The sequence below is a fragment of the Natronospirillum operosum genome (genome assembly GCF_004768465.1).
Classification (GTDB): domain Bacteria; phylum Pseudomonadota; class Gammaproteobacteria; order Pseudomonadales; family Natronospirillaceae; genus Natronospirillum; species Natronospirillum operosum.
Map to the genome: position 1 here is coordinate 225,015 of NZ_SRMF01000005.1, position 25,727 is coordinate 250,741.

The window sequence follows — 25,727 nt, forward strand, 5'->3', positions numbered from 1 at the left end:
GGATGCTCGTGCGCTTCAGCATGCCCTGCTGACAGCTATAAATGAGGCCGAGAAAAACGGCTCGGGAGGTGCGGTATGAACACACACAGCGACGAACACATTGAATACTGGGGTGAGGTTTTCATCAAAGAGCGCTTGTACCGCCGTCGCGGTCTGCCGTTCGGCGTGTTCATCTCAGACCCTGATGCCTATCTGAAGCAAGACGCCGAGGCCGGTGATGAGGTGCTGCCGTTCATGACGGCCCAGAAGGCCACCGCCGAAAGCCTGGCAGAGGCTGAGCGCGACGATCAGGAGCTGCTGCAGGAAGACGCTGAGGTCGAGATCGCGCATCTGCCGCGCCGCAATGGCTATGTGGTGGAGCAGATGCGCCACCGCCGGTACCCGCGCCGCACGGCTGGCAACTTCTGGTTGCGCCAGAAGCGGAAAGTGGGAGGTGTGCACCATGGCTGAGGCAGTATTGCAGTTGCTGGCCAAGCGCAAACAGGCCAGCCCCTTTGACGTTTGTGAAGCGCTGGACCTGGCGCCCCGCGTGGCGGTTGATCGCCTGTTCACCCTGGAGCGCATGGGGTGGGTTAGCTACACCGTTGACGACCAGTTACGGATCCAGTTTCACGTGATTGAGACGCAAGGCACATGCGATTGCTGCGGCCTGTACGACCACCACCGGGTGGCTGGCCTGTGCGTCCCGTGCCTGGACAAAAGCTCAGGCCTGGACCGCACCCCTGCGGTTCCGGCCGTGGCCACCACACTTAAACAACCTGAGGTTGAATGTCATGACTGAACAACACACCCACGACCAGATCCCCGCCGGTTATCTTATGAACGCCTCCGGCCACCTGGTGCCTGAAAGCCAGGTGCGTGAGCAGGACAAGCTGCGCGACCAGATCGCCCGTGATCTGGTGGAGGAAGCGTTGAAGCTGAACAGCCGGCTCGGTGAGTTCAAGCGCCGGGCACTGGATGAGATTGCGGACCTGGTGTCGATCAGTGCCGAGCGGTACGACGTGAAGATGGGCGGCCGCAAGGGCAATGTGAGCATTGCCACCTACAACGGCGAGTACATGGTGAAGCGCAGTTATGCCGAGCTGATCGGATTTACCGAAGAGCTGGAGACCGCTAAAGAGTTGGTGAACCAGTGCATTATGCGCTGGAGCGAAGGTGCTAACGACAACATCCGCGCCCTGGTCGACCGCGCGTTTCGCACCGACGCCAGAGGGCAGATGAAGACCACGGCGATTTTAGAGCTGCTGCGGCTGGAGATTGACGACGACGAATGGCAGCGGGCGATGGAGGCGCTGAAGGATTCGATCCAGTCACAGGGCACGGCGGTGTATGTGCGCATCTATCGGCGTGACAGCAAAACCAACAAGTATCTGCCGGTACCGCTTGACCTGGCGGCGGTGTAAGGAGGTGAGCATGCAGAACCCATTCATGGATCAGAGCGGCCATGGCGCCGTGGATGTCGAGTCTCGCCTGGACCTTGTGAAGCGTTTCGACGTGGATCAGCTGCGGGCGGCCCTTGCGGTACCGCACCTGCAGAAGTCGGTGGTTAACCGCATACACAGTCGGCTGAATAAGCTGCGTAAGGAGGCCGCTCATGGATAAGTGGAAGCAACTGGAGGAGAAGCTGCAGGGCGTCTCATCGGGTGCCGACGTGCTTGCTGACGGGTATACCGTCAACCTGCGCAAGCGGCTGTACAAAGAACGCCTGGTGATTGAGGTTGGCGTAGAGGGAGAAGTAAAGCGCGAGTGGTGGGAGGTCGATGCCGACCGCAAACCAAAGCACCCCGAGGGGCGTTTCTGGCGACCCGTGAAAACCCGCGCCTACTCGCTCAAGGACTACAAGAAGATCAAGAGTGCATTCGGCAAACGGAAGGCGGACCAAATGACTGCACTGAAGGTGGTGGCCTTAATGCCCTGGTGGAACAGCCCGCGCACACTGATCGCTCACCTGAAGCGTGAGTTCCCGGACCTTGAGCTGACAGAGGAGTCTGCCCAATGACAGCCCAAGCCGACAAGCGCCGCCGCGAACTCGCCCAAATCCACCTGGCCGCCAAGCAACTGGGCATGGACGAAGACACCTACCGGGGCATGCTCGAGCGTGTTGCCGGCGTCCGCTCTGCGGCCCTGCTGACGGTGGCTGGCCGCCAGCAGGTGCTGGACCATTTGCGCAGTGCCGGCTTCAAGGCCAAGCCTCGCAAGCGAGTGGCGCAACACCCAGGCACGCCACACAACCTCAGCCGAGTTGAGCAGCTGCAAAAAATTGAGGCGCAACTGGCCGAGATGAAATTGTCCTGGGCTTATGCCGATGCGATCGCAAAACGCCAGGCCGGTGTCGAGAAGGTGGCATGGGTGCGTCAGCCCAAACACCTGAGCGCCATCATTGCTGCGCTGCACGTTGAGCAAGAGAAGCGCGCGCTGCTGAGTGAAGTGGATGACAGCCTGCGGCAACTGGGCCTGAACCGTGAAGACTTTGCGGCCATGAACACTCAACTGGGCAAAGGCTGGGAGCGCAACCGGCGCACCCTGCGCCAGGTGTGCAGCCACCTGTCTGAGCAGATCACCCAGCGAGCCCTGCAGGAGCACTGATCATGAACGCCTACCAAAGCCTCAGCGCCGACAACCTGCCAGAAAGCCTGGCCGAGATTGTTGATGCCATTGGCCTGGAGTCGGCCCTCAAGCTGGTGGAAGCTTTGCCGGGCGTGCGTGTGTATGTGCCACAACAAATGCCAGCTGATCACCAGCTGGTGACCATACTGGGCCAGGAGGCAGCAATGTTATTAGCGGAACACTTTGGCGGCGAGGCGTTGAACGTCGCCCGTTGCCTGCATGCCCTGCGCGGCGTGCGCAATACGGAGATCTGGCAGGCGCGCCATCTGGGCGCCGCGCGCCTGGCGTTGCGGTTCGGGCTGACAGAGCGCCAGGTGTACAGTATTCTGGCGCAGGTCCACGCCAATCAGGATCAGATGGATCTGTTTTCAACCGACACCACCGAAAGTGAGGTATAGCGACCATGCACCCCAATCAGAAAAACCGCCACGACCTGTTGGTGATGTTTTATGACCGACTGCAAGCAGAGTGCCGGCCAGGCAATTACCGAGCGGGCTGGATTGCTGAGAACGATCTGCGTAGCGCGTTTGCCGGAGACATCGACTTTCACCTGGTGGCATTGCAGAAGCTCGGCCAGATTGAGCGCAGCGGTTATCAGTTTTCCATTACCGGCAAAGGCATTCTGGCCGTAGAGGCCGAGGCTGGCCAATAAGCCGGTTTGTTATTCTCCCCCGGTCGCGCTAATCTGTGCGCGAACCTGGCTCGGTTATCAGTCTGCCGGCACCCGTTGAGCCAACCGGGCCGGCCACCCACCTAAGCCTCTGCTGAAGCCCTTCAGCTTATTTTGACCCCCTCGCCCCGCTACCGTCAGGGGCATGAAGACACTACTGAAATACCTCACCCTTGTTGTTGCAAATCCTTTCCTGCTGCTGGCCGGTGCGTTGGCGGTTCCCATCACCTGGGCGGCGTTTCCGGATGCTCTGCCTGCGGTGGCGCTGGGCGTGTTCGTCTGGACGATTATTGTGGCTGTGGGCTACTGGTGCGTTAGTCACATCGACCAGATGCGCGCCTGGCCGTGGCTACTGTCGGGCGTCGTGTTTGCCGGCATCGTCGCCTGGCTGGCCCCGCATCAGATTGGCGTGCTCGTGTGGTCACTCAGCAAGTTGGGCCTGGGGGCGTACCTGGGCTACTGGATCGACCGCAGTGTGTTTCACTACGCCCGGCCGGGCATGCTCTTCGACATCGCCAATTCACTAGCCCGCCAAGATCAGACGCAAGGCGCGCAAGCCATGCGCCACCAGGCCAGCCTTGCCACACTCCGGCGCGTCGGCATCATGGCCGCTGCCATTCTGGCACTGGGCCTGGGGGTCTAGCGTGATGATCCGCATGGTTTGGTCTGTGCTGGTATTGCTGCTGGTGAGTTGTGCCCCGGTCAACGCCGAGCCGATCCCGTCCGCTGCCAAGGGTCATCAGCGCGAGCTGACCCGTCTGGCGCAACAGGAGTTCGGCCTGAATGCGCCGGTGGCTTTGTTCGCGGCACAGATCCACCAGGAGTCCACCTGGCGGCCTGACGCCCGCAGCCCCTTTGCCAATGGTCTGGCCCAGTTCACCCCCGACACTGCCGAGTGGATCGCCCAGGCGTACCCGTCTCTGGGCCGTGCCGCGCCGTTCAGTCCGGCGTGGTCGCTGCGCGCCATGCTGGTCTATAACCGCCACATTAAACAGCGCATAAACCCCGTTTACGACGCCGCTATACCCGCTTGTGATCACTGGGCCATGACCCTGTCTGGTTACAACGGCGGCCCCGGCTGGGTGTCCCGTGACCGTCGCCTGGCTACGGAGGCGGGCGACAACCCCGACCGCTGGTTTGACCATGTGGAGCACCACACCGCGCGCGCTGATTGGGCGCGCACGGAAAACCGTCATTACCCACGGCGCATTCTGCTGGAGCTTGAACCCACCTACCGACGTGCCGGCTGGCATGGGGGTGCCGTATGCCCGTGAGACTGTTGGGTGGCGCCCTGGTGAAGTGGTTGGGTGGCGGCACCATTGTCGCCGTTGTGCTGGGGGGCGTGGGCTTCCTGTATCACGGGTACCAGACCAACCGCCTTGAGCGCGCCGTCACTGAGGCCGAGGCCACGGTGCTGCTGCATCGCTCTGAGGCGGTCGACCTGCGCAGCCGGGTGAGTGACCTGCAGCGCGACCTTGGCCAGTGGCAAGCGGCCGCCGACGAATCCCAAGCCCGTGCTGAGGCACTGCGCGAAGAGCTGCAGGCCAGCCGTGACACGGTGCGAAACATGAATGCCAGGCTCGCCGCCGGAGAGCGCGCCTACCGGGCACTCAATGAGCGCATCCGAGCCGCGCCGGCTGAGGCCGATGGGCCGGTGGCGCCGGTGCTGCGCGATACGCTGGAGGCTCTGCCATGAAGGCACTGGCCCTGGCGTTGGTCGCCGTGGTGCTGACAGGGTGCGGGACCATGCCCGGACCCGAACCAACACCGCCACCGCCCGCACAACCGCTGGTGTTCTGTGTGGTGCCGGCGGGCCTGCTGGTGGCACCGGAAGCCCCTGACCGGCCGCAAGGCGACTACAGCCAGCGCGATGTGGCGCGGTACCTGTCAGACCTGCATGCGTGGGGCAGCGAGGGCTGGCAGCGCATTGACGCAATAGACGAATGGAGTGAGCACTGTGTTCAACGAAGCGGACTACGAACGGGCACAGGCCCTGCAGCAGAGAGAGATTGACACGGCGGTGGCCCGGCACCGTGCCGACCACAACCAGGTCGGAGAAGGCGAGAGCCATTGTCTGGACTGTGGGGATGAGATCCCCGAGAAACGACGGCTGTCTGTGCGCGCTGAGCTGTGCCTGGACTGCCAGACAAGACTGGAAAAGCGCAATCGGATGAGGAAGTGAATGGACACGGTAGATGCAAACACGGCGCGGCTGATTTGGGACGTCACGCAAACCATCATTATGGCGATCATCGCCATCTATGTGTGGTGGACCACCCGAACCCGCGCCACCACGTCGGCTATTCAGAAAGTGGATGAGCGGGTGACGGAAGTGCAGTCACACGTGGACCGGGTGGAGAGCGCGGTGAGTAACCGGCCAGGGCACGACGATCTGGAAAAGCTCCGCAACGAAGTGTCCAGCACGAACCGGCACCTGGCTCAGGTGTCGGCGGAGTTGCAGGCCACGACCCAGCTATTGGGCCGCCTGCATGAATACCTATTATCAGAGAAGGGGCAACGATGAGTTACCAGGATTTTGAGACCGACGGCCGGCGCCTGGGAATATTGCGTATTCTCTCGCGCCGCAACCTGTTCACCACCAACGAGTACTCGCTGACCGATGAGCTGCAGCAGGCCTATGGCCACCATGTGAGCCGTGACCGCCTGCAGGGCGATCTGGCCTGGCTGGAAGAGCAAGGCCTGGTGATTACTCAGCAGCCGCGCGCCGGCTGGCTGGCCACGCTGACATCGCGCGGCAACGACGTCGCCAGCGGTGCCGCCCAGGTGCCCGGTGTGGCCCGCCCGCGCCCCGGAGTACTCTGACATGCCCAAGCGCTCAAAGGTGTACGACCTGCCACCGGAGGTCCGCGATGAGCTGAACAAGCAGCTCGTGGGCACCGGCTTTCAGGGTTACGACGGCCTGGCCAACTGGCTGAGCGATCAGGGCTTTCAGGTGTCGCGTTCTGCCGTGCATCGCTACGGCAAGGACCTGCAGGAAGAGTTCGAGATGGCTATGGGCGACGTGCGCAAAACGACCGAGATGGCCAAGGCGTGGGCGGATTCTGATGAAGACACTCAGGGTGCACTCATGGGCGCGACCGCCCAGATGGTTCAAGAGAACCTAATGCGCATCACCATGGCGCTGCGCAAGTCTGAGGATGAGCCAGAGAAAGCCGCCAAGCACATGGCCACGGTCAGTCATGCCCTCGCTGACCTGGGGCGCATGTCCCTGGGCCAGAAGAAGTGGGCGCGCGAGGTGCGCAAAGAAGTGGCCACCGAGGCCGCCAACAAGGCCGCCGAGTTCGCCAAGAAGGGCGGCATGTCCAAGGCCCTGGTGAGCAACCTGCGCAAAGAGCTGTTGGGGATTGCTGAATGACGACCGTCGATACCGTATTGCCCGCCACCCACAGCACCGACGGACCCCCGCCGGTGCTGTTGCCTTACCAGCAGCTGTGGGTCGCCGACGACAGCCAGCTCAAGGTGAGTGAGAAGTCACGGCGTACCGGCCTCACCTGGGCCGAAGCGGCGGACGATGTGCTGATTGCCGGCGCGGCCAAAGAGGCCGGCGGCATGAACGTCTATTACATTGGCTACAACCAGGACATGGCGATTGAATACGTGGAGGCCGTGGCCATGTGGGCGCGGGTGTTCAACCACGCGGCGTCTGCCGTGGATGAGGGCCTGTGGGACGACGGTGAAGACGGTGACAAGCACATCAAAACCTTCACGGTGCGGTTCCCCGAGAGCGGTCACAGAGTAGTCGCGCTGTCCAGTCGTCCGGCGAACTTGCGCGGCAAGCAAGGCGTGGTGGTCATAGACGAGGCGGCGTTCCATGACAAGCTGGGCGAGCTGCTCAAAGCCGCGCTGGCCCTGTTGATCTGGGGTGGCAAGGTGCGGGTGATCAGTACCCACAACGGCGATCAAAACCCCTTTAACCAGCTCATAAATGATTTGCGCGCCGGCCGCCGCAAAGGCTCGGTGCAGCGCATTGAGTTCAAAGAGGCGATCAGCCAGGGCCTGTACCAGCGGGTGTGTCTGCGCCTGGGTATTGAGTGGACGGCTGAGGCCGAGGCGGAGTGGATGGAAAACGTCTACAGCTTCTACGGCGACGACGCCCAGGAAGAGCTGGACGTGGTACCTGCCGAGGGCTCCGGCAACTGGCTGCCACGGGCGCTGATCGAAGCCCGCACGGCCACCATCCCCGTGCTGCGCCTGAAGAAAGACGACGGCTTCAAGCACTGGCACCAGGCGGCACGCCGCGCCGAGATTCACGACTGGTGTGAAGCGCACCTGAAGCCATTGCTGGTCCAGTTGCCTGACAACCTGTGGATGGCCCTGGGTGAAGACTTTGGGCGCAGCGTCGACCTCACGGTGCTGGTGCCATTGATCATCAGCCAGGACCTGGTGCGCCGCACCCCCTTTGTGGTGGAGTTGGCCAACATTCCCTTTCAGCAGCAGGAACAAGTCCTGTTTTACATTTGCGATCGCTTTCCGCGTTTCCAGGCGGCCAAGCTGGACGGCACCGGCAACGGCGCGTACCTGGCGGAGGTGACCGCGCAGCGTTACGGCTCGCATCGGGTCGAGGAAGTGAAGCTGTCCGAGGGCTGGTACCGGGAGCATATGCCCCCGCTCAAGGCCGCGTTTGAAGACGGCACCATTGAGATTCCGGCTGACAGCTTCATTGTCGATGACCTGCGCGCGGTGACCGTGGTGAATGGCGTGGCCATGGTGCCGCGCAACAGTCGCCAGGACGGTCGCCACGGGGATGCCGCTGTGGCCTACGCGTTGGCCTACGCCGCCAGCCGCCAGGACCCGGCCCCCATTGAATACACCGCTGTGCCGAAAGCGGCCAGCCGCTGGGACGCACACGAAGACGACGCGTCTGAATTTTCGATACCGGAGAAAGGTGCATGGTAGACCAAAGCAACACCGGCCTGGTGGATCATCGGGGCCGACCCATCCGCCGCGCCACGCTGGCCAAAGAGCCACAGACCGCCAACGTCGGTCACCTGGCGCGAGAGTTTGGCGACCACCCCAGCCGGGGCCTGACGCCCGCCAAGCTGTCGCGCATTCTCAACGACGCCGAGCGCGGCGACCTGACTGCCCAGGCGCGCCTGGGTGAGGACATGGAAGAGAAGGACGCCCACCTGTTCGCCGAGCTGTCCAAGCGCCGTGGTCAGCTGCTGGGGCTGGACTGGGACCTGCAGCCGCCGGTGGATGCCACCCCGGCGGAGCAGAAAGACACCGCCCGCATCGAGGCCATCATTCGTGACCTGGACTGGGAGGACATCATCAACGACGCGGCGGCGGCGATCCTGCACGGCTACAGTTGCCAGGAGATTGTGTGGGACCGCTCCGGTGGCGAGTGGCGGCCCCAGGCCGTGGAGTACCGCCAGCCCGACTGGTTCATGATGCAGCCCGAAGGCCGCAACGAGCTGCTGCTGCGCACCCTGGACGGCCTGGGTGAGCCGCTGCGCCCCTGGGGCTGGATAGTGCACGAGCACAAGGCCAAGAGTGGGTACCTGGCGCGTGGTGGCCTGGCGCGCATTCTGGCCTGGCCGTACCTGTTCCGGAACTATTCGGCGCGCGACTTCGCCGAGTTCCTGGAGATCCACGGCCTGCCCATGCGCATTGGTAAATACCCGGCGGGTGCCAACGACACCGAGAAGGCCACCCTCATGAAGGCCGTGGTGGGCATCGGCCACGCCGCTGCCGGGGTGATTCCCCAAGGCATGGATATTGATTTTGAAGAGGCCGCGAAGGGGTCCAGCGATCCCTTCATGGCGATGATGCACTGGGCCGAGCAGTCGATGTCGAAAGCCATTTTGGGCGGCACCCTGACCAGCCAGACCAGTGAGTCGGGTGGCGGTGCGTACGCCCTGGGCGAAGTCCACAACGAAGTGCGCCACGACATTGCCCGCAGTGACGCCCGCCAGATTGCCCGTACCCTGAGCCGCCACCTGGTGGAGCCGCTGGTGCGGTTGAACACCACCATGCAGCGCCTGCCGCAGTTTCAGTTTGACACCGGCCAGGCGGAAGACATGGGCCGCTATTCAGAGGCCCTGCCCAAGCTGGTGACGGTGATGGACATTCCCGCCCGCTGGGCGCACGACAAGCTGCGCATCCCCATGCCAGAGGGCGATGAGCCGCTGCTGCGGGTGCCCGAGAAAGCGCCCAGCCCCAGCCCCTGGGGGCAGGCCCGCGCCAACCTGCCAGCGCACACGGCCGCCCTGACCACGCAGCCCCTGGACGACCCCGACGATCTGCCGGCGCAGTGGGCCGAGCGCCTGCAGACCGAAGGTGCCGATGCTATGGCGGGTCTGATGGAGCCCGTGCGGCAGTTGCTGCAGTCGGTCAGTTCGCTGGAAGAGTTTCGGGATCGGCTGGTCGACCTGTACGACGACATGCCCGAAGAGCAGCTGGCCCGCATCATCCACCTGGCCACCAGCGCCGCCGAGCTGGCAGGCCGTGATCAGATCCAGGAGGAAGGCTGATGGCGGTCAAGTACGGCAGTCTGCCATTCGAGGAGGCCATCACCTTTTTGCGCAACAAGGTGTCGATACCCACCGAGCGCTGGACCGACGTCTGGCGCGATCAGCATGATGTGGGGTTCATGGTTGCCGGCGCGACCAAAGCGGACCTGATCAATGACTTATTCCAGGCTGTTGATAAGGCGGCATCACAAGGCACCACACTGGAGACCTTCCGTCAGGACTTTGATGAGACGGTGGCCACCTACGGCTGGGAGTACAACGGCTCGCGCAACTGGCGGACCCGCGTGATCTATGAGACGAACCTGCGCACCGCGCAACAGGCGGGGCGTCATGCCCAGCTGACGGATCCAGATGTGCAGGCCCGTCGACCCTATTGGCAGTACCGTCACGGCGGCAGCGCCGACCCGCGCCCCGAACACCTGGCGTGGGACGGCATGGTGCGCCCTGCGGATGACCCAATATGGGACTTAATTTCTCCACCTAACGACTGGGGCTGCAGCTGCAAGGTCATGGCCTTGTCTGAGGCCGACCTGGAGAGCATGGGAATTACCGTCAGTAAGCCGCTGGTCCTGGAGACCTATAAGCACGTAAACAAAGCCACCGGTGAAGTCACGCAGGTGCCGGTGGGCGTGGGGCCCGGCTGGGACTACGCGCCGGGTCGCAGTGTAGCGGCGCGCACGCGCGACCACGTGGCGAAAAAGGCCAGGCGTTTGCCGGACGCGCTGGCCCGGCGCCTGATGACGTCGGTCAGTCGGGCGGCCGATCGGGACCCCGGCCCCGCACCAGGTGATCGCTGATGGCGGGCGTACACATCCAGGTGGACACCCGCGAGGTGTCGCAAGCCCTGGAACGCCTGGTGCGCTTTGGTCGCCGCCCCGATGCGGCGCTGAAAGACGTGGGCGAATACATGCAGCGCTCGGTGGACGATCGCTTTATCAGCCAGACCGACCCCGACGGCCAGGCCTGGGCCCCGAACACGGCGGCCACGCTGTTGCGCAAGCGCAACCCCAAGGTGCTGCATGAAAGCACGATCCTGCGCGGCTCCATCCATTACCAGGTGAGCGGTGGTGAGCTGCGCCAGGGTACGCCCATGATCTACGGTGCGGTGCAGCAGCTCGGTGCCGGCAAGGGCGACTTCGGCAAGACCAGTAAGGGCGGCCCGATACCCTGGGGCGACATCCCGGCCCGGCGGTTCCTGGGCTTCTCTACTGGCGACCGGGGTGAGATACTCAGGCTGCTGGAAGAGCACGGCACTGGCGCGTGGTCTGGGCGGTAGTCCGACAGCCGATACGCTGGCTCGATAACGCATCAATAATGGCGTATATTGGCCTCACTGGCCGGCCGGTTTGTCAGTGACCTGTCTAGCCAGTGGCAAACATCGCCGTTAAACAGGTGTTAAACAGGCTAGCGCAAGCGCAACGCTTTTGCGTGACCCAACGCACCGCCAGAGCCTAGATCGTCTCTGAGGGCTTCTCAGAGGCCCGTCACAAAAACCCCCTTTGCGCCACCCCTCTCTATGCTGAAGCCCTTCAGCTTCATCGCCCGTGTGGGACGGCCCATAGTGGCCCCATGAAAAAGACAACCCGATTCCAAATTGCCGCGCTAGCGGCCCGCATTCGATCTGCCGGCACCGAGGTTCAACTCATGCCGGCAGGCTGGTTTGAGGCCCGTGATGGCCGCGACGGTGGCCGCTGGTACCTGGACGCCGCGCTGGCCAACCAGGTGATTGCGTTGGCCACCGCCCGCCAGACCCCCTTTGTGATTGACTACGAACACCAGACCCTGCACGCCGACACCAGCGGCCAGCCGGCCCCGGCGGCGGGCTGGTTCACTCGCTTGGAGTGGCGCGAGGGCGACGGCCTGTACGCCACCGATGTGCAGTGGACCGCCAAGGCGTCGGCGTACATCAGCAACGATGAGTACCGATACCTGTCCCCCGTGTTTGCGTTTAACCCCGAGAACGGTGCGGTGCAGGAACTATTCATGGCGGCGGTGACCAACAACCCCGCCATTGATGGCATTGCCGACCTGGCAGCTGCCCGCTTCAACCTCAACTCTGATCAACCCCCCAATGAGGAGACCACACCCGTGGATGAAAAAACCCTGAAACTGCTGGGGCTGTCGAAAGACGCCACCGAGGCAGAGATCAGCGCGGCCGTGGCGGCGCTGAAAGCAAAGACCGATGGCGCAGCGGTGCTGAACGCCAAAACGCTGGAAGCCCTGGGACTGAAGGAAGACACCGACCCCGAGGCGGTGAACACAGCGGTCACTGCACTGGCAGCGGCGCGCACCGAGCACGCGGCACCGGGCGAACCGGACCCGACGAAGTTCGTGCCCATTGCCGCCGTGCAGGACCTGCAGGGCCAGATTGCCGCGCTGCGCGCTGACCACACCGGCAAGGAAGTGGATAGCCTGGTGGCGGAAGGCCTGGCCGACGGTCGCCTGACGAAGGGCCTGGAGTCCTGGGCGCGCGACCTGGGCAAAAAGGACGTGGCCGCGCTGCGGTCGTTTTTGGGTTCGGCCCAGCCCATTGCGGCGCTGTCGGGCACCCAGACCAACGGCCGCGAGATGCCGGACACCAACACCAAGCTCACCCCGTCGGAGATGGCGGTGTGCAAGGCCACGGGCGTCTCGCACGCACAATTTCTGAAAGCTAAAGAGGCTCAGCAAGCATCATGATTATCACTCCTGACATTCTCACTGCGTTGATGACCACCTTTCGGGCGGACTTCGACGAAGGCACGGCGATGGCCGACCCCGCCTGGAACAAGGTAGCCACTCTGGTGCGCAGTTCCAGCAAGTCCAACACCTACGGCTGGCTCGGCCAGTTCCCCGGTTTTCGGGAGTGGGTAGGCGATCGCCAGGTCAACGACATGGCCGCGCACGGCTATCAGATCACCAACAAGCTGTGGGAGTCCACCGTGGGCGTGCAGCGCACGGACATCGAAGACGATGAGCTGGGCATCTACTCGCCGCTGTTCCGTGAAGCGGGGCGGGCGTCGGCAGTGCATCCGGACGAGCTGGTGTTTGCGCTGATCAAGTCTGGCCACACCGAGCTGTGCTACGACGGTCAGAACTTCTTTGACGACGAACACCCGGTGTACCCGAAAGTCGATGGCACCGGTACACCGGATCTGGTGAGCAACCAGGACATTCCGGCCACCGACCCCGGCACCGCCTGGTACCTGCTGGACACCAGCCGCGCCTTGAAGCCGTTCATCTTCCAGGAGCGCACTCCGCATAACTTCCAGGCACTGACGGATGAGACCGACCAGAACGTGTTCATCCGCGATGAGTACCTGTACGGCGTGCGGGCGCGCAGCAACGTCGGTTTCGGTTTCTGGCAGATGGCCTACAAGAGCCAGCAGCCATTGAACGCCGCGAACTACGCCGCCGCTCGCCAGGCCATGTCCAGCCAGAAGGCCGACGGTGGCCGTCCACTGGCGGTGAAGCCCACCATGCTGGTGGTACCGCCGTCCCTGCGCAGTCAGGCCGACGAAGTACTGAAGGCCGAGCGCCTGGCCAACGGGGCGACCAACACCCTGGCCAACACGGCAGAGCTGCTCGAAACCCCCTGGATCATGTAAGGACGGACTAGATGGCGACCACTAAGAAGCGTCAGACGGGCGGCACCAAAGCCGCCGCGTCTGCCCAGAAAAAAGCGGAAGCGGCCAACACCGCGACCGACCCGAAGACGCCCGATCCGGAGTCGAAGGCTGCGGACGCCACTGCTGCGGTGGCTACGGATACCACCCCGGCGAGCGAAAAGCCTGAAGGTGAAGGCGGCCAGGATCAGCCGAACACCCACAGCCCGGACCCGGCCGCAACGGACGCGGCCACCACGGATGGCTCTGACAAGACGGCTGATGCGTCGGATGCAGACGGCGAGGCCAAGGCCAAGGCGGACGCTGAAGCGGTTTTTGCCCAGGCTGAGGCTGACGCCAAGGCCAGGGCCAAGGTCCAGGCAGAAGCCGACGCCGCCGCAAAAGCGGAGGAGGAAGCAGAAGCCAAAGCGAAGGCGAAAGCCAAGGCCGAGGCGGGCACGATCGCCGTGCGTGTCCGCACCAAAGCCGAACGCCACTTTCGTGCCGGCATTGAAGTGACCCGCGCCGAGCGGGACGTGGAAGTGACGCCAGCGCAGCTGGCGAAGCTGGAAGCTGATCCGCACGTGATGGTGAAAGCGCTGTGAGTTACGCCGAGCTGGAAGACTTGCAGGCGCGGTTCGGTGACGCGGAGCTGGTCCAGTTAACGGACGTGACGGGGAGTGGTGAGATCGACATCGCCCCGATCGAGCGCGCCCTGGACGACGCCACCGCCGAGATCGACGGTTACCTGTCTGCCCGGTACCAGTTGCCGCTGGCGTCGGTGCCGGTGGTGCTGGTGCGGCTGTGTGCGGACATGGCGCGCTACTACCTGCACGACGATCACGCCCCGGACCAGATCACTGAGCGTCACAAGGCGGCGGTGCAGACGCTGCAGCGCATCAGCAAGGGCGAAGTCTCTCTGGGCATGGACGCCGCTGGCGAATCACCACAAACCGCTGACGGTGCCGAGATGGTGTCAGGCGGTCGGGTCTGGGCCCGTGAAGACAGCAAGGGGTACATCTGATGCCGGGCGACCTGTACAGCTTTGAACCGGTACAGGATGCCATTCTGGCAGCGGCCAAGGCCGCGTTGCCAGGGCTGGTGATGTGTGAGCCCTACGCGGGGCAATTTGGCCAGGACGGCCCGAGCCGGGGGCGCATGGCCACGCCGGGTTTTTTTCTGGCGGCACTGGATGCGCCACCGGCTACTGAGCAGCCAGGGGAAGGCCGGATTGCGTTTGAGGTGCGGTGGGCAGCGTATTGCCTGTCGCGCAACGCCGGCGGGGCTGCCGACCGGGGCCGGGACGCCATGGCCCTGGCCACCCAGTGGGCGGTGCAGGTTCAGGATGCCCAGTGGGGCATGGCGCCCCAGGTGGAGCAGGCCGCCATTGAAGGCGTGCAAAACCTCTACAGCGCCGAGCTGGACAACAAGGGCTTTGGTCTGTGGGCCGTGACCTGGCGTCAGGTCATCAACCTGGGCGGCAGCATCTGGGCTGGCGACGATGTGACACCCACCGAGGTGTGGATAGGTCAGGACGGCGAAGCCTTTCCGGACGACTACGACGAACAAGACACGTAACGACCCTTTAAACCGAGGTTAATGGACGATGAAACAGCAAGAGCAACAGTACACAGTCAAAGCGCCCTTCCCTTGGCCGGGTCGTGCGTTGCGCAAGGGTGACGTGGTGACAATGCACCCACGCCAGGCGAAATACTTAACCGGCACCCACCTGGAGGTCACCGCACAGCGGACGGCCAGCAAGAAGGCCAGTGCCAAGAAAACGGAGGTGAAGAACGATGCCTGATTTTCTGCATGGGGTCGAAATAGTTGAAATGGAGGGCGGGCCGCGCACGATTGCGTTGTCGGCGTCTTCCGTGGTGGGCGTGGTGGGTACTGCGCCGGAGGCCGATGAGGCAGCGTTCCCGCTGAACGAACCGGTGCTGGTTGCCGGCAGCCGTACCAAGGCCGCTCAGTTGGGTACCGAAGGCACTTTGCCTGACGCCCTGGAAGACATTCTCAGTGTCACCGGTGCGCTGGTGGTGGTGGTGCGTGTTCAGGAAGGCCTGGACGACGCCGAGACCCGCAGCAATGTGATTGGTGGTGTGGACGCGGAGACCGACCAGTACCAGGGCATTACGGCCTTGCTGGCGGCCAAGTCGCAACTGGGCGTGACGCCGCGCATTCTGATTGCCACCGGTTTTACGCATCAGCGTGATGACGATCCCGAGAATCCGGGGCAGTTCCTGGCCAACCCCGTGGCCGCTGAGTTGATCAGTGCCGCCGGTCGCCTGCGCGGCATTGTGGTGATTGATGGCCCGAACACCACCGATGCGGATGCGTTGGCGGCGCGGTCGGACTTCTCCAGCCGGCGCGGGTTCTTTCATGACCCGTGGTACCGGGTGTGGGATACCGAGCTGAACATGGCCGTGACGCGCCCCAGCTCGGCCCGCCTGGCGGGTGTGATTGCCTGGAATGACAACAACCGCGGTTGGTGGACTTCGCCCTCTAACCAGGCGGTGCCGGGCATTGTCGGCCTGTCACGGGACATCGACTTCACCATGGGTGACCCCAATTGCCGGGCCAACCGGCTGAATGCCGATGAGATCGCCACCACGATTCAGGAAGACGGGTACCGCCTGTGGGGCAACCGCACCACCTCTGACGACCCGAAGTGGGCGTTTCTGGCGCATGTGCGCACGGCGGACATCATCAATGACTCCATTGTGACGGCGCACCGCTGGGCGGTCGACCGCAACATCACCAAGACGTACCTGGAAGACGTGGTGGGTGGCGTGCAGACGTTCATCAACCGCCAGGTGGCGCTGGGTCGGATTGCGGGCGGCACGTGCTGGGCTGACCCGGACCTGAATTCGCCAGAAGACGTGGCGGCGGGCCGTGCGGTGTTTGACTTCGACTTCTCACCCTTTGGTGTGGCTGAGCGCCTGACGTTCCGCAGCGCCATGGTGAACGATTACCTTGAGGAGATCCTCTGATGAAAGACGTAATGCGTAACGTCGCGGCCTTTGTTGATGGCCGCAACCACGCGGGAGACTTCAACAAGGTCACCCTGCCGGAGATCTCGGTACAGACCGAAGAGTTCCGCGCCGGCGGCATGGACGCCCCCACCGAGATGGACATGGGCATGGCCGCCATGCGGGTCACGCTGGAAGGCGAGACGGTGCCGGTGGCGGTGAAGAAACTCATGGGCCGCCCCGACATTCCGCTGACCCTGCGCGGCGCACTGATCGCCAGCGACGGCGAAGTGCGCGGCGCGACGGCTGAGCTGACGGGCCGGTTCATCACTGATAACGGTGGCGATTGGCAGCCGGGCTCCAAGGCCACCAGCACGCTGACCTTTGCCGCCAACACCTACGTGTTGCGCGTGGGAGGTGAGGAGATCTACGAGATCGACGTGGAGCGCATGGTGCGCAAAGTCGGCGGCGTGGATCAGCTGGCCAGCATTCGCGATGCCCTGGGCATCTAACGCACAACCTGAGGAGTGACGAACGGTGAAAATTGAAAACGGCCTGGCCGTCATCGAAAAACGCGACGACGTGGACATTGAAGAGCTGAAGGACGGACTGGCGGATCGGGTGGAGCTGGAGCTTCTGGCCCCGAAAGAGATCGGTGGCGAGATGCGGGACACCCTGGTGTTTGAAGAGCCCACCGGCGACCACATTGACCTGATGTTCAAGGCGGGCAGCCAGAAAGCCCAGGGCGAGGTGAGCTGGCGCATCATGGGTGACTGTGTGGGGCTGTCGGCAGCGGAAGTCAGAACGCTGGGGGGGCGGGACATTGCGCGCCTGACGGCGGTGCTCAGCTATTTTTTGCCCGATGTCCGAGCTGGTCGGATGTAAAGGAGATGGTCGCTGACATCGCCTTCATTTTTCACTGGCAGCCGGACTGGCTGCTGGGGCGCGGCGTCAGCGAATTGATGGACTGGCACGAGAAGGCAACGACTCGGCATCAGCAGGTTAATGGGGGGCAGTCAGAGTGAGTGCAGGCGGCAACATGGCATTGTCGGTATTGCTGCGGGTCAGGGATCAATTCTCTGGCCCGTTGCGCAATATCCAGACACGTCTGGGGGCGTTCCAGCGTCAGGCCCAGGTGATGGGCCGACGCATGGGCTTTGACCGCCTGACGGGCTCGCTGGCGTTGGCGGGACGGGCCAGCGGTGAGTTGTACCGCGCCACCGGCCGACTGGCCAGACGCCTGGCGTTTGTGGGTGCTTTGGGCGCGGCGTCGCTGGCTGGCATTGCGTTCACCACCGCCAGCTCTGGCGATGAGATGGCCAAATTTTCCGACCAGGTGGGCATGAGTGCCGACCAGTTGCAGCGCTGGCAGTACGCCGCCGAACGTAACGGGGTGTCGAACTTTAACAGCTCGCTCGAAAGCTTTGTGCGCCGCCTGGGCGATGCCCGCAACGGCCAGGGTGAGCTGTTCTCTCGCCTGCAGGACACGCAGCCGCAGCTGCTGCGCCAGTTGATGGCCACCAATGACACCAGCGAAGCGTTGCGCATTTACATGCGGGCCCTGGAGGGTACGGACGACGCCCTGGAACGCAACCAATTGGCGGCCGCCGCGTTCAGTCGCAGCGGCATGGACATGTCGCGTCTGGTGCGTGACGGCGGTGAGGCGCTGGATGGCCTGATGGACCAGGCGCACCGCTTTGGCCACTTCTTCAGCGGCGAGGGGCTGGCAGCCTCTGAGGCCTTTGCCGACGGCCTGACCAATATGCGCAGCTCTCTGTTTGGCGTGCGCAATATTGTGGGCAGCGCGCTTTTGCCGGTGTTCACCGAGCTTATGGGGCAGTTGACCGAGCTGGTGATTGAGCATCAACCCGCCATTCAGGCCTGGGCGGAAGGGTTTGCGGCGGACCTGCCGGGGCATATTGAGATGCTGAAGGGCGAGGTGTTGTCTCTGGTGGATACGCTGACGCCGCTGGTGATGAAAGGCATGGAGCTGGTGGAGCAATTTGGCGTGGTGAATTCTGTGGTGCTGGGGCTGGGCGCGGTACTGGCCGGGCCGGTGGCGCTGCCGCTGTCCATGTTTGTGCTCTCTCTGCTGAATGTCGGTTTTGCCGTCACCAACATTGGCGTGAAGTTGATCGGCCTGGCGGTGCGCGAGATTCCCATGATCATCGGGGCCCTGAAAATGCTGGGCATGGCCATCATCGCCAATCCGATCGGGGCGCTGATCACGGCCATTGCTATTGGTGCGGCGCTGATCATTGCCAACTGGGAGACGGTTGGGCCCTGGTTCAAAGAGATGTGGGAGCGGTTCGCGGGCTATGTGTCGGGCGCCTGGGGTCAGTTGGTTGAGTTTCTGGGTTGGGATCCACTGGCCGTGCTGCGCCAGACCTGGGGCGCCATGGTGGACTATGTGAGCGACGTCACCGGGGCCGTGGTGCGGCTGGTGTCCGGCGACTGGTCGGCATTGATTGACCTGTTCAAGCTCTCACCCCTGGGCATGGTGATGGAAGCGTTTGGCGAGGTCACCGACTGGCTGGCCGACATCGACTGGTCAGGCCACGGCCGCGCCTTGATAGCGACCCTGGTGCAGGGCATCAAGGACATGGCCAGCGGCCCGGCGGATGCCCTGCGCGGCGTACTGTCCAGTGCCCGCGACCTGCTGCCGTTCAGTGACGCCAAAACCGGCCCCTTCTCAAGTCTCACCGCCTCTGGCCAGGCCATTCCGAACACGCTGGCCACGGGCATGGCGCGCGGACAGGACGGCTTTCTGTCGGCTTTCCGTGATCTGGCCGGGCTGGGGCTGGATGCGTTTAGCCGCGATTCCGGTGCCGACACCGTCACCCTGCCAGAGCCCCTGCTGGGCCGAGGCGGGCAGGCCGCTGCCTCCGGTGGCATCACCGTTCACCGTGTGGACTTTCGGCCCAACATCACCGTGCGGGTGGGCAACGATGCCCAGGCGCGGGACGTGGCGGACGAGCTGGAGGCGATGCTGGAGCGTCTGGGCCGGCGCGATATGTGGTCATCCATCAAAACCGTAGGGGATCTGTAGTGGTCGATATCGTCAGCGGTTTGCGCAACATCAGCCGCGCCCGTGAGGGCCTGGAAGCGGTACGCGACCAGGTAAAGAACCGCGACCGCGTGATGATGATGCTGGGGCCTTACATGCTCAGCGTGGGCACGGCCTCACCGCAGCAAATTGACCGCAAGGCGAGCTTCGCCTGGCCCGCTCAGGAGCGGATCGGCAAGCGGCCGTTGTTGCAATTCACCGGCCGAGGCCAGGAGCTGATTCACATTGATGGCGTGATCTACCCCGAATACAAGGGCGGCCTACGGCAGATGCAGGCTCTGCGCGAGATGGCCGGCAGCGGCCGCCGCTGGCTGCTGGTGGATGGCCTGGGCGTGGTTTATGGCCTGTACGCCATTCTGGAAGTCGATGAAGTCGGCTCTGCCTACACCAAATTCGGTTCGCCCAAGCGCATCGAGTTTCAACTGCAACTGGAATACGCGGGAGACAGCGACTGATGACCATGACCAAGCAAGAGCATGATGAGCTGCGTGAGCAGGTGTTGGCGGACGTTTCACTGGCTGTGGTGCTGAGCAAGCTGCACACCCACGGCAGTATCGTTCTTCCAGAGGCTGGTGATTACGAGATGGCCCAGCGGGCTTTGAGCTGGCTGGCGGAAGCGGGCTATGTCGAGGAGCTGCACGACGGCACCATCCAGCTGACCGCCGACGGCCGTGCGTTGTTGGCGACCCCGCTGTCAAAGGCGGGGCCGACGGGTGACGCCCTGGTGCGCATGCTCGAACAGCGCGGCAATCAGCTGCTGCACATTCAGCCGTTGCTGCGCCAGGCGCTGAACTGGAGGGCTGCATGAGCCAGCAATACCGCGCCGCCGACGGCGAAACCGTGGACCAGATCTGTCGCCAGTATTACGGCTACAGCAACGGCTCAGTAGAGGCGGTGTATGAGGCGAATCGGGGGCTGGCGGATCATGGCCCGTTTTTACCGGCGGGCCTGGTGATTACGTTGCCGGAGTTGGGAGAGATTGAGCAGAAAGTGGAGGTTGCGAAGCCGATATGGAATTAGTCCCACTGCCGCAGATCGACACAGTCAAACTCATGGACTTCGCCATTGCGGGTGTCGGTGATTCGGACCGTTTCGTAAAGGCCTCTCCAGACGGTTGGTGCTGCGGCGCAAAAGCCGTGCGCCCTGTCTCTGGGTCGCTCATTGGTCGGATAGCGCTCTTCCCACTCGCCGTCTACAAAGGCCTCGACTTTATAAGGCTGGCCGGTGGTTTCGGTGAGCGAAGCGCAGGCGGTGAGGGCGAGCAGGGACAACAGTACAAACAAGCGAATCATGGGGTCTCTCAATGAAAATGCATGAACCAGTGTTCAAGATAGAAGGGGAAAACCCGGAAGTCACGAAATTCGTAAAAAATCACCTGCGCGAAGCGCGCCTGGAGGATCAGAGCGGCGTGCACGCGGACGCGCTGGAGATTGAGCTGGCCATGCCCGAGGAGGCGCCCTGGCCAGATGACGGCACGACATTGAGTTGCCGGCTTGGTTACTCAGACATTCACCAGGATCGCAAACGCTTCGCCGTCGACCAAATCGCCCACATGGGCCCGCCCAGTCACCTGCTGATCAGCGCCACCACGGCGGCGTTCAACAGCGCCACCCGCGCCCCGAAAGAGCGCAGCTTCAACAATCAGACCTTTGGCGAGATCCTGGACACGGTGGTGAGCGAGCACGGCTATGAGGCCCAATTTGTGCCAGCGTCCCTGGGCAATGTGTACATCGCCCATATTGACCAGACGGGCCAGAGTGACCTGCAGTTCATTCACGACCTGGCCGAGACCTACGGCGCCATGTTCAAGCCCGTGGATGGCCGTTGGGTGGTGGTGAGTTATGAGGCCGACCTGACGCCCAAACTGGTGATTCGCCCCAGCGATGTGACGACCTACCGCACCCACCACATGGCCCGCCGGGTGTACCGCAGCGTGCGGGCGTTTTACCAGGACTACGGTCTGGCCAGCCGGGTACCGGTGACCGTGGGCAGTGGCGAGCCCGAGCACCTGCTGCCCCAGGTGTTTGTGGACGAAGACACCGCCCTGGCCAAAGCCCGCGCCGCCCTGGTGGAAAGCCGCCGGGGAGCGCGCGAAGGCACCCTGCACATGCCCGGCCGCCCTGACCTGTCCAGCCAGGACGTGATAACGCTCGAGGGATTCGGCGGCCGCACCGATGGCGACTGGCGCATCACCAGCAACATCCACACCCAGAACAAACGCGGCTACACCAGCCGCATTGAACTGGAGGGTGTTTGATGCGGGGTACTGACCGAAAAACAGGCAAGGCCATTGAGGGACTGGAGTACTTACGGCAGCGGATCGATGACGTGTTGACCACTCCGATCGGCACCCTGTTATTGCGCCCCGAGTACGGCAGCGGACTGTTTGAGTTGGTGGATGATCCCGTGGATGAGCGTTTTCGGGTTGAGGTGACCTCTGCGGTGGCCAATGCGCTGAATGAACACATTGAAGACTTTCGCCTGGAGGGTGTTCGGCTGGCTGAAATGACCCCGACTGGCCCTGTGTTCGACCTGGTAGGTGTCTACCTGCCCGATGGTCGGCGAGTAACTTTGGAGCGTGTATGAGTGGTGAAACTGAGTTCACAACGGTCGACCTGAGCCGGCTACCAGCGCCGCAGGTGATTGAGGAGCTGTCGGTTGAGGCGATCTTCCAGGAGCAGCTGGCCGACTACCTGGCGCAGGACGCTGGATTGTCGGAACCCGACCCCAGTGACCCGGCCTATAAACAGCTTTTAACGACCAGTTACAGAGAGTTTCTGGTGCGCCAGCGTGTCAACGAAGCCGCGCGCGGCGTGATGCTGGCCCATGCAAAAGAGTCTGATTTGGAGCAGCTGGGGGCATTCTATGACGTGGAGCGCCTGATGACTGATCCTGGTGACCCTGACGCCAACCCCCCGGTTGCCCCCAGCTATGAGTCTGACGAAGAGCTGTTGCGCCGGATCCAGGCAGCCATGCACGGGTTTTCCATCGCGGGCCCTGAGCGAGCTTACATATTCCACGGCCTGAGCGCTGACGGCGATGTGTTGGACATCTCAGCGGACTCGCCTGAGTTTGCCTATGCCGAACTGGATCCAGAGTTGCAGAGCCAGCTGCCGCCAAACGTGATTGTACTGGAGGTTGTTCACGCCGCCGGGCTGCAGGATCCGCTGCCGGGTGATGTGGCCCTGCGCGTGCTGTCGCGCATCGGTGACGGTACCGCGTCGCCTGGACTGGTCGATGCGGTCGAGAGCGCACTGACATCCGAGGCGATTCGGCCGCTCACCGATCGTGTGCGAGCACAGGGGGCGGATATCGTTCACTACGAGATCGAGGCTGAGCTGTTCACTTACTCCGGCGCGGGCGCTGAGGTCGCCTTACAGGAGGCTATCAGCAACACCGAGGCCTTCGTGGATGAGATGAAGCGGCTGGGCCGGGACATCTACCGGAGCGCCATTACCGCAGAGCTGCATGTGCCCGGCGTTGAGCGAGTGAACCTCATCAGCCCGGCGGCAGACATTGTGTTGAGCCGCAGTCAGGCAGCGCACTGCTTGGGCGTGGTTGTGCATGACGGGGTCGCGAATGGGTAAAAAGACGTTGCTGCCAGCAAACACCACCCTGCATCAGAGGGCTATGGAGCAGGCCGCCAAGCGGATCAGCGATGTGCCGGTGCCTATTAGAGATGTCTGGTCACCTGACAGCTGTCCGGTCGAGCTGTTGCCCTGGCTGGCCTGGGCGTTGTCCCTGGATACCTGGAGCGATACCTGGCCAGAAGCGGTACAGCGCAACCAGATCCGCCAGGCGGTGCGCATCCATCGGCGTAAGGGAACCAGTCAGTCAGTGCGTGAGGTTGTGTCTTCCTTTGGCGCTGGGCTCGCGCTCCAGGAGTGGTGGCAGAAGGACCCGATCGGCGTGCCCTACACCTTCGACATCATTTTGACGGTGGGTGCGGGCGTACCGGCAACAGCGAAGTACCAGGAAGATATTATTGACGAAGTGCGCCGCACTCGCCCCAGGCGGTCACGGTTCACCTTCATTGCTGGCGTTTCGGCCGAGGGGTCGATGGGCCTTCTCGGCGTGCTCAGAGTGGCGGTGTTTCATCGTCTCCAGCTGCAGGAAGCGCCCTCAACAGGTGGCTTGGGCTTTCAGGGCGTAGCCCGACCCGCCACCTTTATCCGAATCAGCACAACAGAGGCATAACCGAACATGGGACTCAAGATCACGATTACAGACGCAGGGCGAGCCGAGGTCATCAATGCGACCAATACCGGTACTGCGCCTGTTGAGATTACCGAGGTAGCGTTGGGGTCGGGTGGCTATGAGCCGAATCCGGAGCAGGTCACGCTGCAGAACGAACAGACGCGCCTGAGCACGATCGCGGGCGAGGTGGTCTCATCGGACACCATTCATGTCACGGTGAAAGATGAGAGCAGTGATGCCTATGATGTCCAGGAGTTCGGGCTCTACACCGAGCACGGCACGCTGTTCGCGGTCTACTCTGACCCGGAGGGCCCGTTCATGCAGAAGGCGTCAGCCTCCAGCTTGCTGTTATCGGTCGATGTCATCCTGGGCACGCTTAATGCGACCAACCTGACCTTCGGCGATACCTCATTCAGCAACCCGCCCGCCAGCGAGACCTTGGCTGGCGTTCTGCGCTTGGCCACCGAAGAGGCGGTCCTGTCGGGCTCGGGCTCAGTAGAGGCCGTGACACCAGCCACGCTCAACGCCCGCACGGCTACCACCGAACGCACTGGCTTGGCCCAGTTGGCGACTGACGAGCAGGCGCTAGCCGGCACCGGGGCGGGCCGCGCTCTGCAGGGGCCGCAAGGCAAGGCAGTGGCGCAGCAGGAAGTGGCCGCCAAGGTCGATATCGGCAGCCACAAAATCATTGTCGTTAATGGGGTTATGGCCCTGGAGGAAATCACCTGATGTATCAGATACCCAACCAACTGAATACGCGGGCAGACCATGACCGCGTCCACAACCTGGCCAAAGCCGGTGCGTGCCGCTGCGACCAGGCACTCGGTCACTTCAAAGGCCTGTTGAATGGTCACTACCAGATGCAGTTTGACCGCGTGCTGGGTGAGTCCGAGCCTGCCGATGGTGATGAGCCGGATTACCGTGTACTCACTGCTGAAGACGAATCAACCGGTGAGTCGGTGCGTGAGCAATACAAGCGCGTTGAGCGCACCGAGTCCAGAATGACGCGGCTCGGTTACACGGTAGCGGAGCTGACCGACATCATCACTGAGCTGGAGGAGATTGATAATGGGTAACAAGCTAGTCATTCCAGCCATGGCCGCTGGCTTTGTATCGCTCATGGGGCGAATCGCCGTCACCTCGGCACCGGGCCCCGGTCTGGACTTGCCCGAGGGCCAGGTCAATATCGGCGGTAACGGCAAGGGGTATCTGCTCGAAGCCCAATCTGGGTGGTCACCGCTCGATGTTGCGAGTAATGACGGCACCGTCAGCGGTGGTCTGAACCTGGGTGATGACGTCTACATCTATGCCGTGCAGCATGAATCCGGTATCGCCCAGTGGATCGCCAGCCAGAACAGCACTTATCCGGACGGCTACACGGCTGACAATAGCCGTAAGATTGGCGGCTTTCATGTGGGCCTTTATCGGCCAATCGAAGAGGCCTATAACGCCAGTTACAACGCATTTCATGCGGTGCTCCCTAATAGCTGCTGGGACCTCCAACACCGTCCGACATGTGACCCGACCGGTATGGTCGAAGTCATTGAGGGCGCACTGTGGGCTGATGTTTACCTGGCGTCAGAAGGGCCGGGTGCGTGGCCGAACACAGTGCCCGTATCGCAGCACAGCGCTACGCCGCTGACAGGTACTGAGGGTTACAGTAGGTTGGACTACGCCCGCCTGGCCCGCAACGCCGGCAAGCGCCTGCCTGATTATCAGGAGTTCATGGTGTTGGCGTACGGGGTGCCCCAGGGTGCGACAGGAGCGAGCGCACGGCAGGATACAGGTGACCACAGCGGGTACGGCTTCAATGCCGTGAGTTGCATGAACGTCGACCAGCCTGCCGGCAACGTGTATCAGCTGTCCAATATGTACTACGACCGGGACTCCACGGGTGATGCGTGGTACGACGACCTGAATCAAGGCAAAGACTCTGCTTTTGATCACGGGCAGTGGAGAGGCGGCCAGCTCAGGGTGGCCCTGTTTGGCGGTAACTGGACGGTCGCGTCCGAGGCTGGTTCCCGGTGCGTGCATTTGGTCAGCACTCCGTGGGATGTGTCTAGCCCTGTGGGCGTCCGGGCCGTCTGCGATTCTCTGTAATCGGTCATCTGATTTTCTGTTTTTTAGGAGGTAGCC

General features: G+C 62.9%; 42 protein-coding genes. 41 read left to right on the forward strand and 1 reads right to left on the reverse strand.

The features are described 5' to 3' along the window. The first annotated feature begins 75 nt into the window (after positions 1 to 75). The 34 genes from E4656_RS13635 (at position 76) to E4656_RS13795 (ending at position 20,414) form a co-directional block, all read left to right on the forward strand. Positions 76 to 450, forward strand: coding sequence for a hypothetical protein (locus E4656_RS13635; RefSeq protein ID WP_135483841.1), 375 nt, complete (start codon positions 76 to 78; stop codon positions 448 to 450). After that, positions 443 to 781, forward strand: a complete 339-nt coding sequence (locus E4656_RS13640) for a hypothetical protein (protein ID WP_135483842.1) — start codon at positions 443 to 445, stop codon at positions 779 to 781. Before E4656_RS13635 ends, E4656_RS13640 begins: the two co-directional genes overlap by 8 nt. Next, positions 774 to 1,403 carry a DUF3164 family protein gene (locus tag E4656_RS13645; protein WP_135483843.1) on the forward strand — a complete coding sequence of 210 codons (630 nt, stop codon included), beginning with the start codon at positions 774 to 776 and terminating at the stop codon, positions 1,401 to 1,403. The genes E4656_RS13640 and E4656_RS13645 overlap by 8 nt, the downstream gene beginning before the upstream one ends. Positions 1,404 to 1,413: 10 nt before the next feature. Beyond that, the gene (locus E4656_RS13650) at positions 1,414 to 1,602 is read left to right on the forward strand and encodes a hypothetical protein (RefSeq protein WP_135483844.1); all 189 of its coding nucleotides are present in this window, start codon (positions 1,414 to 1,416) and stop codon (positions 1,600 to 1,602) included. Next, positions 1,595 to 1,999 (forward strand): hypothetical protein, encoded by a 405-nt coding sequence (locus tag E4656_RS13655; protein ID WP_135483845.1) that lies wholly within the window; start codon positions 1,595 to 1,597, stop codon positions 1,997 to 1,999. Before E4656_RS13650 ends, E4656_RS13655 begins: the two co-directional genes overlap by 8 nt. After that, positions 1,996 to 2,586, forward strand: coding sequence for a gp16 family protein (locus E4656_RS13660; RefSeq protein ID WP_135483846.1), 591 nt, complete (start codon positions 1,996 to 1,998; stop codon positions 2,584 to 2,586). The genes E4656_RS13655 and E4656_RS13660 overlap by 4 nt, the downstream gene beginning before the upstream one ends. Positions 2,587 to 2,588: 2 nt before the next feature. Continuing rightward, on the forward strand, positions 2,589 to 3,005 hold the full coding sequence (locus E4656_RS13665) for a Mor transcription activator family protein (protein WP_135483847.1): 417 nt from the start codon (positions 2,589 to 2,591) through the stop codon (positions 3,003 to 3,005). Positions 3,006 to 3,010: 5 nt separating this feature from the next. Beyond that, positions 3,011 to 3,259 (forward strand): hypothetical protein, encoded by a 249-nt coding sequence (locus E4656_RS13670; protein ID WP_135483848.1) that lies wholly within the window; start codon positions 3,011 to 3,013, stop codon positions 3,257 to 3,259. Between the two features lie 163 nt (positions 3,260 to 3,422). Beyond that, positions 3,423 to 3,920, forward strand: coding sequence for a putative holin (locus tag E4656_RS20370; RefSeq protein WP_205849208.1), 498 nt, complete (start codon positions 3,423 to 3,425; stop codon positions 3,918 to 3,920). 13 nt (positions 3,921 to 3,933) lie between these two features. After that, on the forward strand, positions 3,934 to 4,551 hold the full coding sequence (locus E4656_RS13680) for a transglycosylase SLT domain-containing protein (RefSeq protein ID WP_135483849.1): 618 nt from the start codon (positions 3,934 to 3,936) through the stop codon (positions 4,549 to 4,551). After that, the gene (locus tag E4656_RS13685) at positions 4,542 to 4,973 is read left to right on the forward strand and encodes a hypothetical protein (RefSeq protein ID WP_135483850.1); all 432 of its coding nucleotides are present in this window, start codon (positions 4,542 to 4,544) and stop codon (positions 4,971 to 4,973) included. Before E4656_RS13680 ends, E4656_RS13685 begins: the two co-directional genes overlap by 10 nt. Beyond that, complete coding sequence (locus E4656_RS20250) at positions 4,970 to 5,290, forward strand: hypothetical protein (protein ID WP_167856052.1); 321 nt, start codon at positions 4,970 to 4,972, stop codon at positions 5,288 to 5,290. Before E4656_RS13685 ends, E4656_RS20250 begins: the two co-directional genes overlap by 4 nt. Positions 5,291 to 5,297: 7 nt before the next feature. Further along, a complete protein-coding gene (locus E4656_RS20760; protein WP_420812686.1) occupies positions 5,298 to 5,459 on the forward strand; it encodes a TraR/DksA C4-type zinc finger protein in 162 nt (53 codons plus the stop codon). Next, positions 5,460 to 5,801 (forward strand): DUF2730 family protein, encoded by a 342-nt coding sequence (locus tag E4656_RS13695; RefSeq protein ID WP_135483851.1) that lies wholly within the window; start codon positions 5,460 to 5,462, stop codon positions 5,799 to 5,801. After that, positions 5,798 to 6,100 (forward strand): VpaChn25_0724 family phage protein, encoded by a 303-nt coding sequence (locus tag E4656_RS13700; RefSeq protein ID WP_135483852.1) that lies wholly within the window; start codon positions 5,798 to 5,800, stop codon positions 6,098 to 6,100. The genes E4656_RS13695 and E4656_RS13700 overlap by 4 nt, the downstream gene beginning before the upstream one ends. Position 6,101: 1 nt before the next feature. After that, entirely contained in the window at positions 6,102 to 6,653 is a 552-nt protein-coding gene (locus E4656_RS13705) for a DUF3486 family protein (protein WP_135483853.1), read from the forward strand. Then, complete coding sequence (locus E4656_RS13710) at positions 6,650 to 8,194, forward strand: hypothetical protein (protein WP_240753989.1); 1,545 nt, start codon at positions 6,650 to 6,652, stop codon at positions 8,192 to 8,194. Before E4656_RS13705 ends, E4656_RS13710 begins: the two co-directional genes overlap by 4 nt. After that, entirely contained in the window at positions 8,188 to 9,771 is a 1,584-nt protein-coding gene (locus tag E4656_RS13715; protein WP_135483854.1) for a DUF935 domain-containing protein, read from the forward strand. The genes E4656_RS13710 and E4656_RS13715 overlap by 7 nt, the downstream gene beginning before the upstream one ends. Next, the gene (locus E4656_RS13720; protein ID WP_135483855.1) at positions 9,771 to 10,568 is read left to right on the forward strand and encodes a phage head morphogenesis protein; all 798 of its coding nucleotides are present in this window, start codon (positions 9,771 to 9,773) and stop codon (positions 10,566 to 10,568) included. The genes E4656_RS13715 and E4656_RS13720 overlap by 1 nt, the downstream gene beginning before the upstream one ends. Next, on the forward strand, positions 10,568 to 11,047 hold the full coding sequence (locus E4656_RS13725; protein WP_135483856.1) for a phage virion morphogenesis protein: 480 nt from the start codon (positions 10,568 to 10,570) through the stop codon (positions 11,045 to 11,047). The genes E4656_RS13720 and E4656_RS13725 overlap by 1 nt, the downstream gene beginning before the upstream one ends. A gap of 293 nt (positions 11,048 to 11,340) precedes the next feature. Beyond that, positions 11,341 to 12,450, forward strand: coding sequence for a phage protease (locus E4656_RS13730; RefSeq protein WP_135483857.1), 1,110 nt, complete (start codon positions 11,341 to 11,343; stop codon positions 12,448 to 12,450). Continuing rightward, positions 12,447 to 13,358, forward strand: coding sequence for a Mu-like prophage major head subunit gpT family protein (locus E4656_RS13735; RefSeq protein WP_135483858.1), 912 nt, complete (start codon positions 12,447 to 12,449; stop codon positions 13,356 to 13,358). The genes E4656_RS13730 and E4656_RS13735 overlap by 4 nt, the downstream gene beginning before the upstream one ends. A gap of 11 nt (positions 13,359 to 13,369) precedes the next feature. Beyond that, positions 13,370 to 13,960 carry a hypothetical protein gene (locus E4656_RS13740; protein WP_135483859.1) on the forward strand — a complete coding sequence of 197 codons (591 nt, stop codon included), beginning with the start codon at positions 13,370 to 13,372 and terminating at the stop codon, positions 13,958 to 13,960. Continuing rightward, positions 13,957 to 14,379 (forward strand): gp436 family protein, encoded by a 423-nt coding sequence (locus E4656_RS13745; RefSeq protein ID WP_135483860.1) that lies wholly within the window; start codon positions 13,957 to 13,959, stop codon positions 14,377 to 14,379. The genes E4656_RS13740 and E4656_RS13745 overlap by 4 nt, the downstream gene beginning before the upstream one ends. Next, positions 14,379 to 14,933 (forward strand): hypothetical protein, encoded by a 555-nt coding sequence (locus E4656_RS13750; protein ID WP_135483861.1) that lies wholly within the window; start codon positions 14,379 to 14,381, stop codon positions 14,931 to 14,933. Before E4656_RS13745 ends, E4656_RS13750 begins: the two co-directional genes overlap by 1 nt. 28 nt (positions 14,934 to 14,961) lie before the next feature. Then, positions 14,962 to 15,159 carry a hypothetical protein gene (locus E4656_RS13755; RefSeq protein ID WP_135483862.1) on the forward strand — a complete coding sequence of 66 codons (198 nt, stop codon included), beginning with the start codon at positions 14,962 to 14,964 and terminating at the stop codon, positions 15,157 to 15,159. Beyond that, positions 15,152 to 16,348 carry a phage tail sheath subtilisin-like domain-containing protein gene (locus E4656_RS13760; RefSeq protein ID WP_135483863.1) on the forward strand — a complete coding sequence of 399 codons (1,197 nt, stop codon included), beginning with the start codon at positions 15,152 to 15,154 and terminating at the stop codon, positions 16,346 to 16,348. The genes E4656_RS13755 and E4656_RS13760 overlap by 8 nt, the downstream gene beginning before the upstream one ends. Continuing rightward, a complete protein-coding gene (locus E4656_RS13765) occupies positions 16,348 to 16,839 on the forward strand; it encodes a phage major tail tube protein (RefSeq protein ID WP_135483864.1) in 492 nt (163 codons plus the stop codon). Before E4656_RS13760 ends, E4656_RS13765 begins: the two co-directional genes overlap by 1 nt. Before the next feature lie 25 nt (positions 16,840 to 16,864). Beyond that, entirely contained in the window at positions 16,865 to 17,212 is a 348-nt protein-coding gene (locus E4656_RS13770; RefSeq protein ID WP_135483865.1) for a phage tail assembly protein, read from the forward strand. A gap of 5 nt (positions 17,213 to 17,217) precedes the next feature. Beyond that, positions 17,218 to 17,352, forward strand: coding sequence for a GpE family phage tail protein (locus E4656_RS13775; protein ID WP_135483866.1), 135 nt, complete (start codon positions 17,218 to 17,220; stop codon positions 17,350 to 17,352). A gap of 14 nt (positions 17,353 to 17,366) precedes the next feature. Beyond that, positions 17,367 to 19,376, forward strand: a complete 2,010-nt coding sequence (locus E4656_RS13780; RefSeq protein ID WP_135483867.1) for a phage tail tape measure protein — start codon at positions 17,367 to 17,369, stop codon at positions 19,374 to 19,376. Next, positions 19,376 to 19,849 carry a phage tail protein gene (locus E4656_RS13785; protein ID WP_135483868.1) on the forward strand — a complete coding sequence of 158 codons (474 nt, stop codon included), beginning with the start codon at positions 19,376 to 19,378 and terminating at the stop codon, positions 19,847 to 19,849. Before E4656_RS13780 ends, E4656_RS13785 begins: the two co-directional genes overlap by 1 nt. Beyond that, positions 19,849 to 20,202: a hypothetical protein gene (locus E4656_RS13790; protein ID WP_135483869.1), complete on the forward strand. Its 354-nt coding sequence runs from the start codon at positions 19,849 to 19,851 to the stop codon at positions 20,200 to 20,202. The genes E4656_RS13785 and E4656_RS13790 overlap by 1 nt, the downstream gene beginning before the upstream one ends. Beyond that, complete coding sequence (locus E4656_RS13795) at positions 20,199 to 20,414, forward strand: tail protein X (protein ID WP_135483870.1); 216 nt, start codon at positions 20,199 to 20,201, stop codon at positions 20,412 to 20,414. Before E4656_RS13790 ends, E4656_RS13795 begins: the two co-directional genes overlap by 4 nt. Here the strand turns inward: E4656_RS13795 and E4656_RS13800 are convergent. Next, positions 20,411 to 20,686: a hypothetical protein gene (locus E4656_RS13800; RefSeq protein ID WP_135483871.1), complete on the reverse strand. Its 276-nt coding sequence runs from the start codon at positions 20,684 to 20,686 to the stop codon at positions 20,411 to 20,413. The two genes, E4656_RS13795 and E4656_RS13800, sit on opposite strands and share 4 nt — an antisense overlap. A gap of 11 nt (positions 20,687 to 20,697) precedes the next feature. Between E4656_RS13800 and E4656_RS13805 the strand changes: the two genes are divergently transcribed. The 7 genes from E4656_RS13805 to E4656_RS13835 are packed head-to-tail and all read left to right on the forward strand — an operon-like array spanning position 20,698 to position 25,691. Beyond that, positions 20,698 to 21,651 carry a phage late control D family protein gene (locus E4656_RS13805; RefSeq protein WP_135483872.1) on the forward strand — a complete coding sequence of 318 codons (954 nt, stop codon included), beginning with the start codon at positions 20,698 to 20,700 and terminating at the stop codon, positions 21,649 to 21,651. Next, a complete protein-coding gene (locus tag E4656_RS13810) occupies positions 21,651 to 21,980 on the forward strand; it encodes a GPW/gp25 family protein (RefSeq protein WP_135483873.1) in 330 nt (109 codons plus the stop codon). The genes E4656_RS13805 and E4656_RS13810 overlap by 1 nt, the downstream gene beginning before the upstream one ends. Further along, positions 21,977 to 22,981, forward strand: coding sequence for a baseplate assembly protein (locus E4656_RS13815; RefSeq protein ID WP_135483874.1), 1,005 nt, complete (start codon positions 21,977 to 21,979; stop codon positions 22,979 to 22,981). Before E4656_RS13810 ends, E4656_RS13815 begins: the two co-directional genes overlap by 4 nt. Further along, positions 22,974 to 23,591 carry a phage tail protein I gene (locus tag E4656_RS13820; protein WP_205849209.1) on the forward strand — a complete coding sequence of 206 codons (618 nt, stop codon included), beginning with the start codon at positions 22,974 to 22,976 and terminating at the stop codon, positions 23,589 to 23,591. The genes E4656_RS13815 and E4656_RS13820 overlap by 8 nt, the downstream gene beginning before the upstream one ends. 6 nt (positions 23,592 to 23,597) lie before the next feature. After that, the gene (locus tag E4656_RS13825; protein WP_135483876.1) at positions 23,598 to 24,320 is read left to right on the forward strand and encodes a phage tail-collar fiber domain-containing protein; all 723 of its coding nucleotides are present in this window, start codon (positions 23,598 to 23,600) and stop codon (positions 24,318 to 24,320) included. Further along, positions 24,320 to 24,667 (forward strand): hypothetical protein, encoded by a 348-nt coding sequence (locus E4656_RS13830; protein ID WP_135483877.1) that lies wholly within the window; start codon positions 24,320 to 24,322, stop codon positions 24,665 to 24,667. Before E4656_RS13825 ends, E4656_RS13830 begins: the two co-directional genes overlap by 1 nt. Continuing rightward, positions 24,660 to 25,691, forward strand: a complete 1,032-nt coding sequence (locus E4656_RS13835; protein ID WP_135483878.1) for a phage major tropism determinant — start codon at positions 24,660 to 24,662, stop codon at positions 25,689 to 25,691. The genes E4656_RS13830 and E4656_RS13835 overlap by 8 nt, the downstream gene beginning before the upstream one ends. Positions 25,692 to 25,727: the final 36 nt, after the last annotated feature.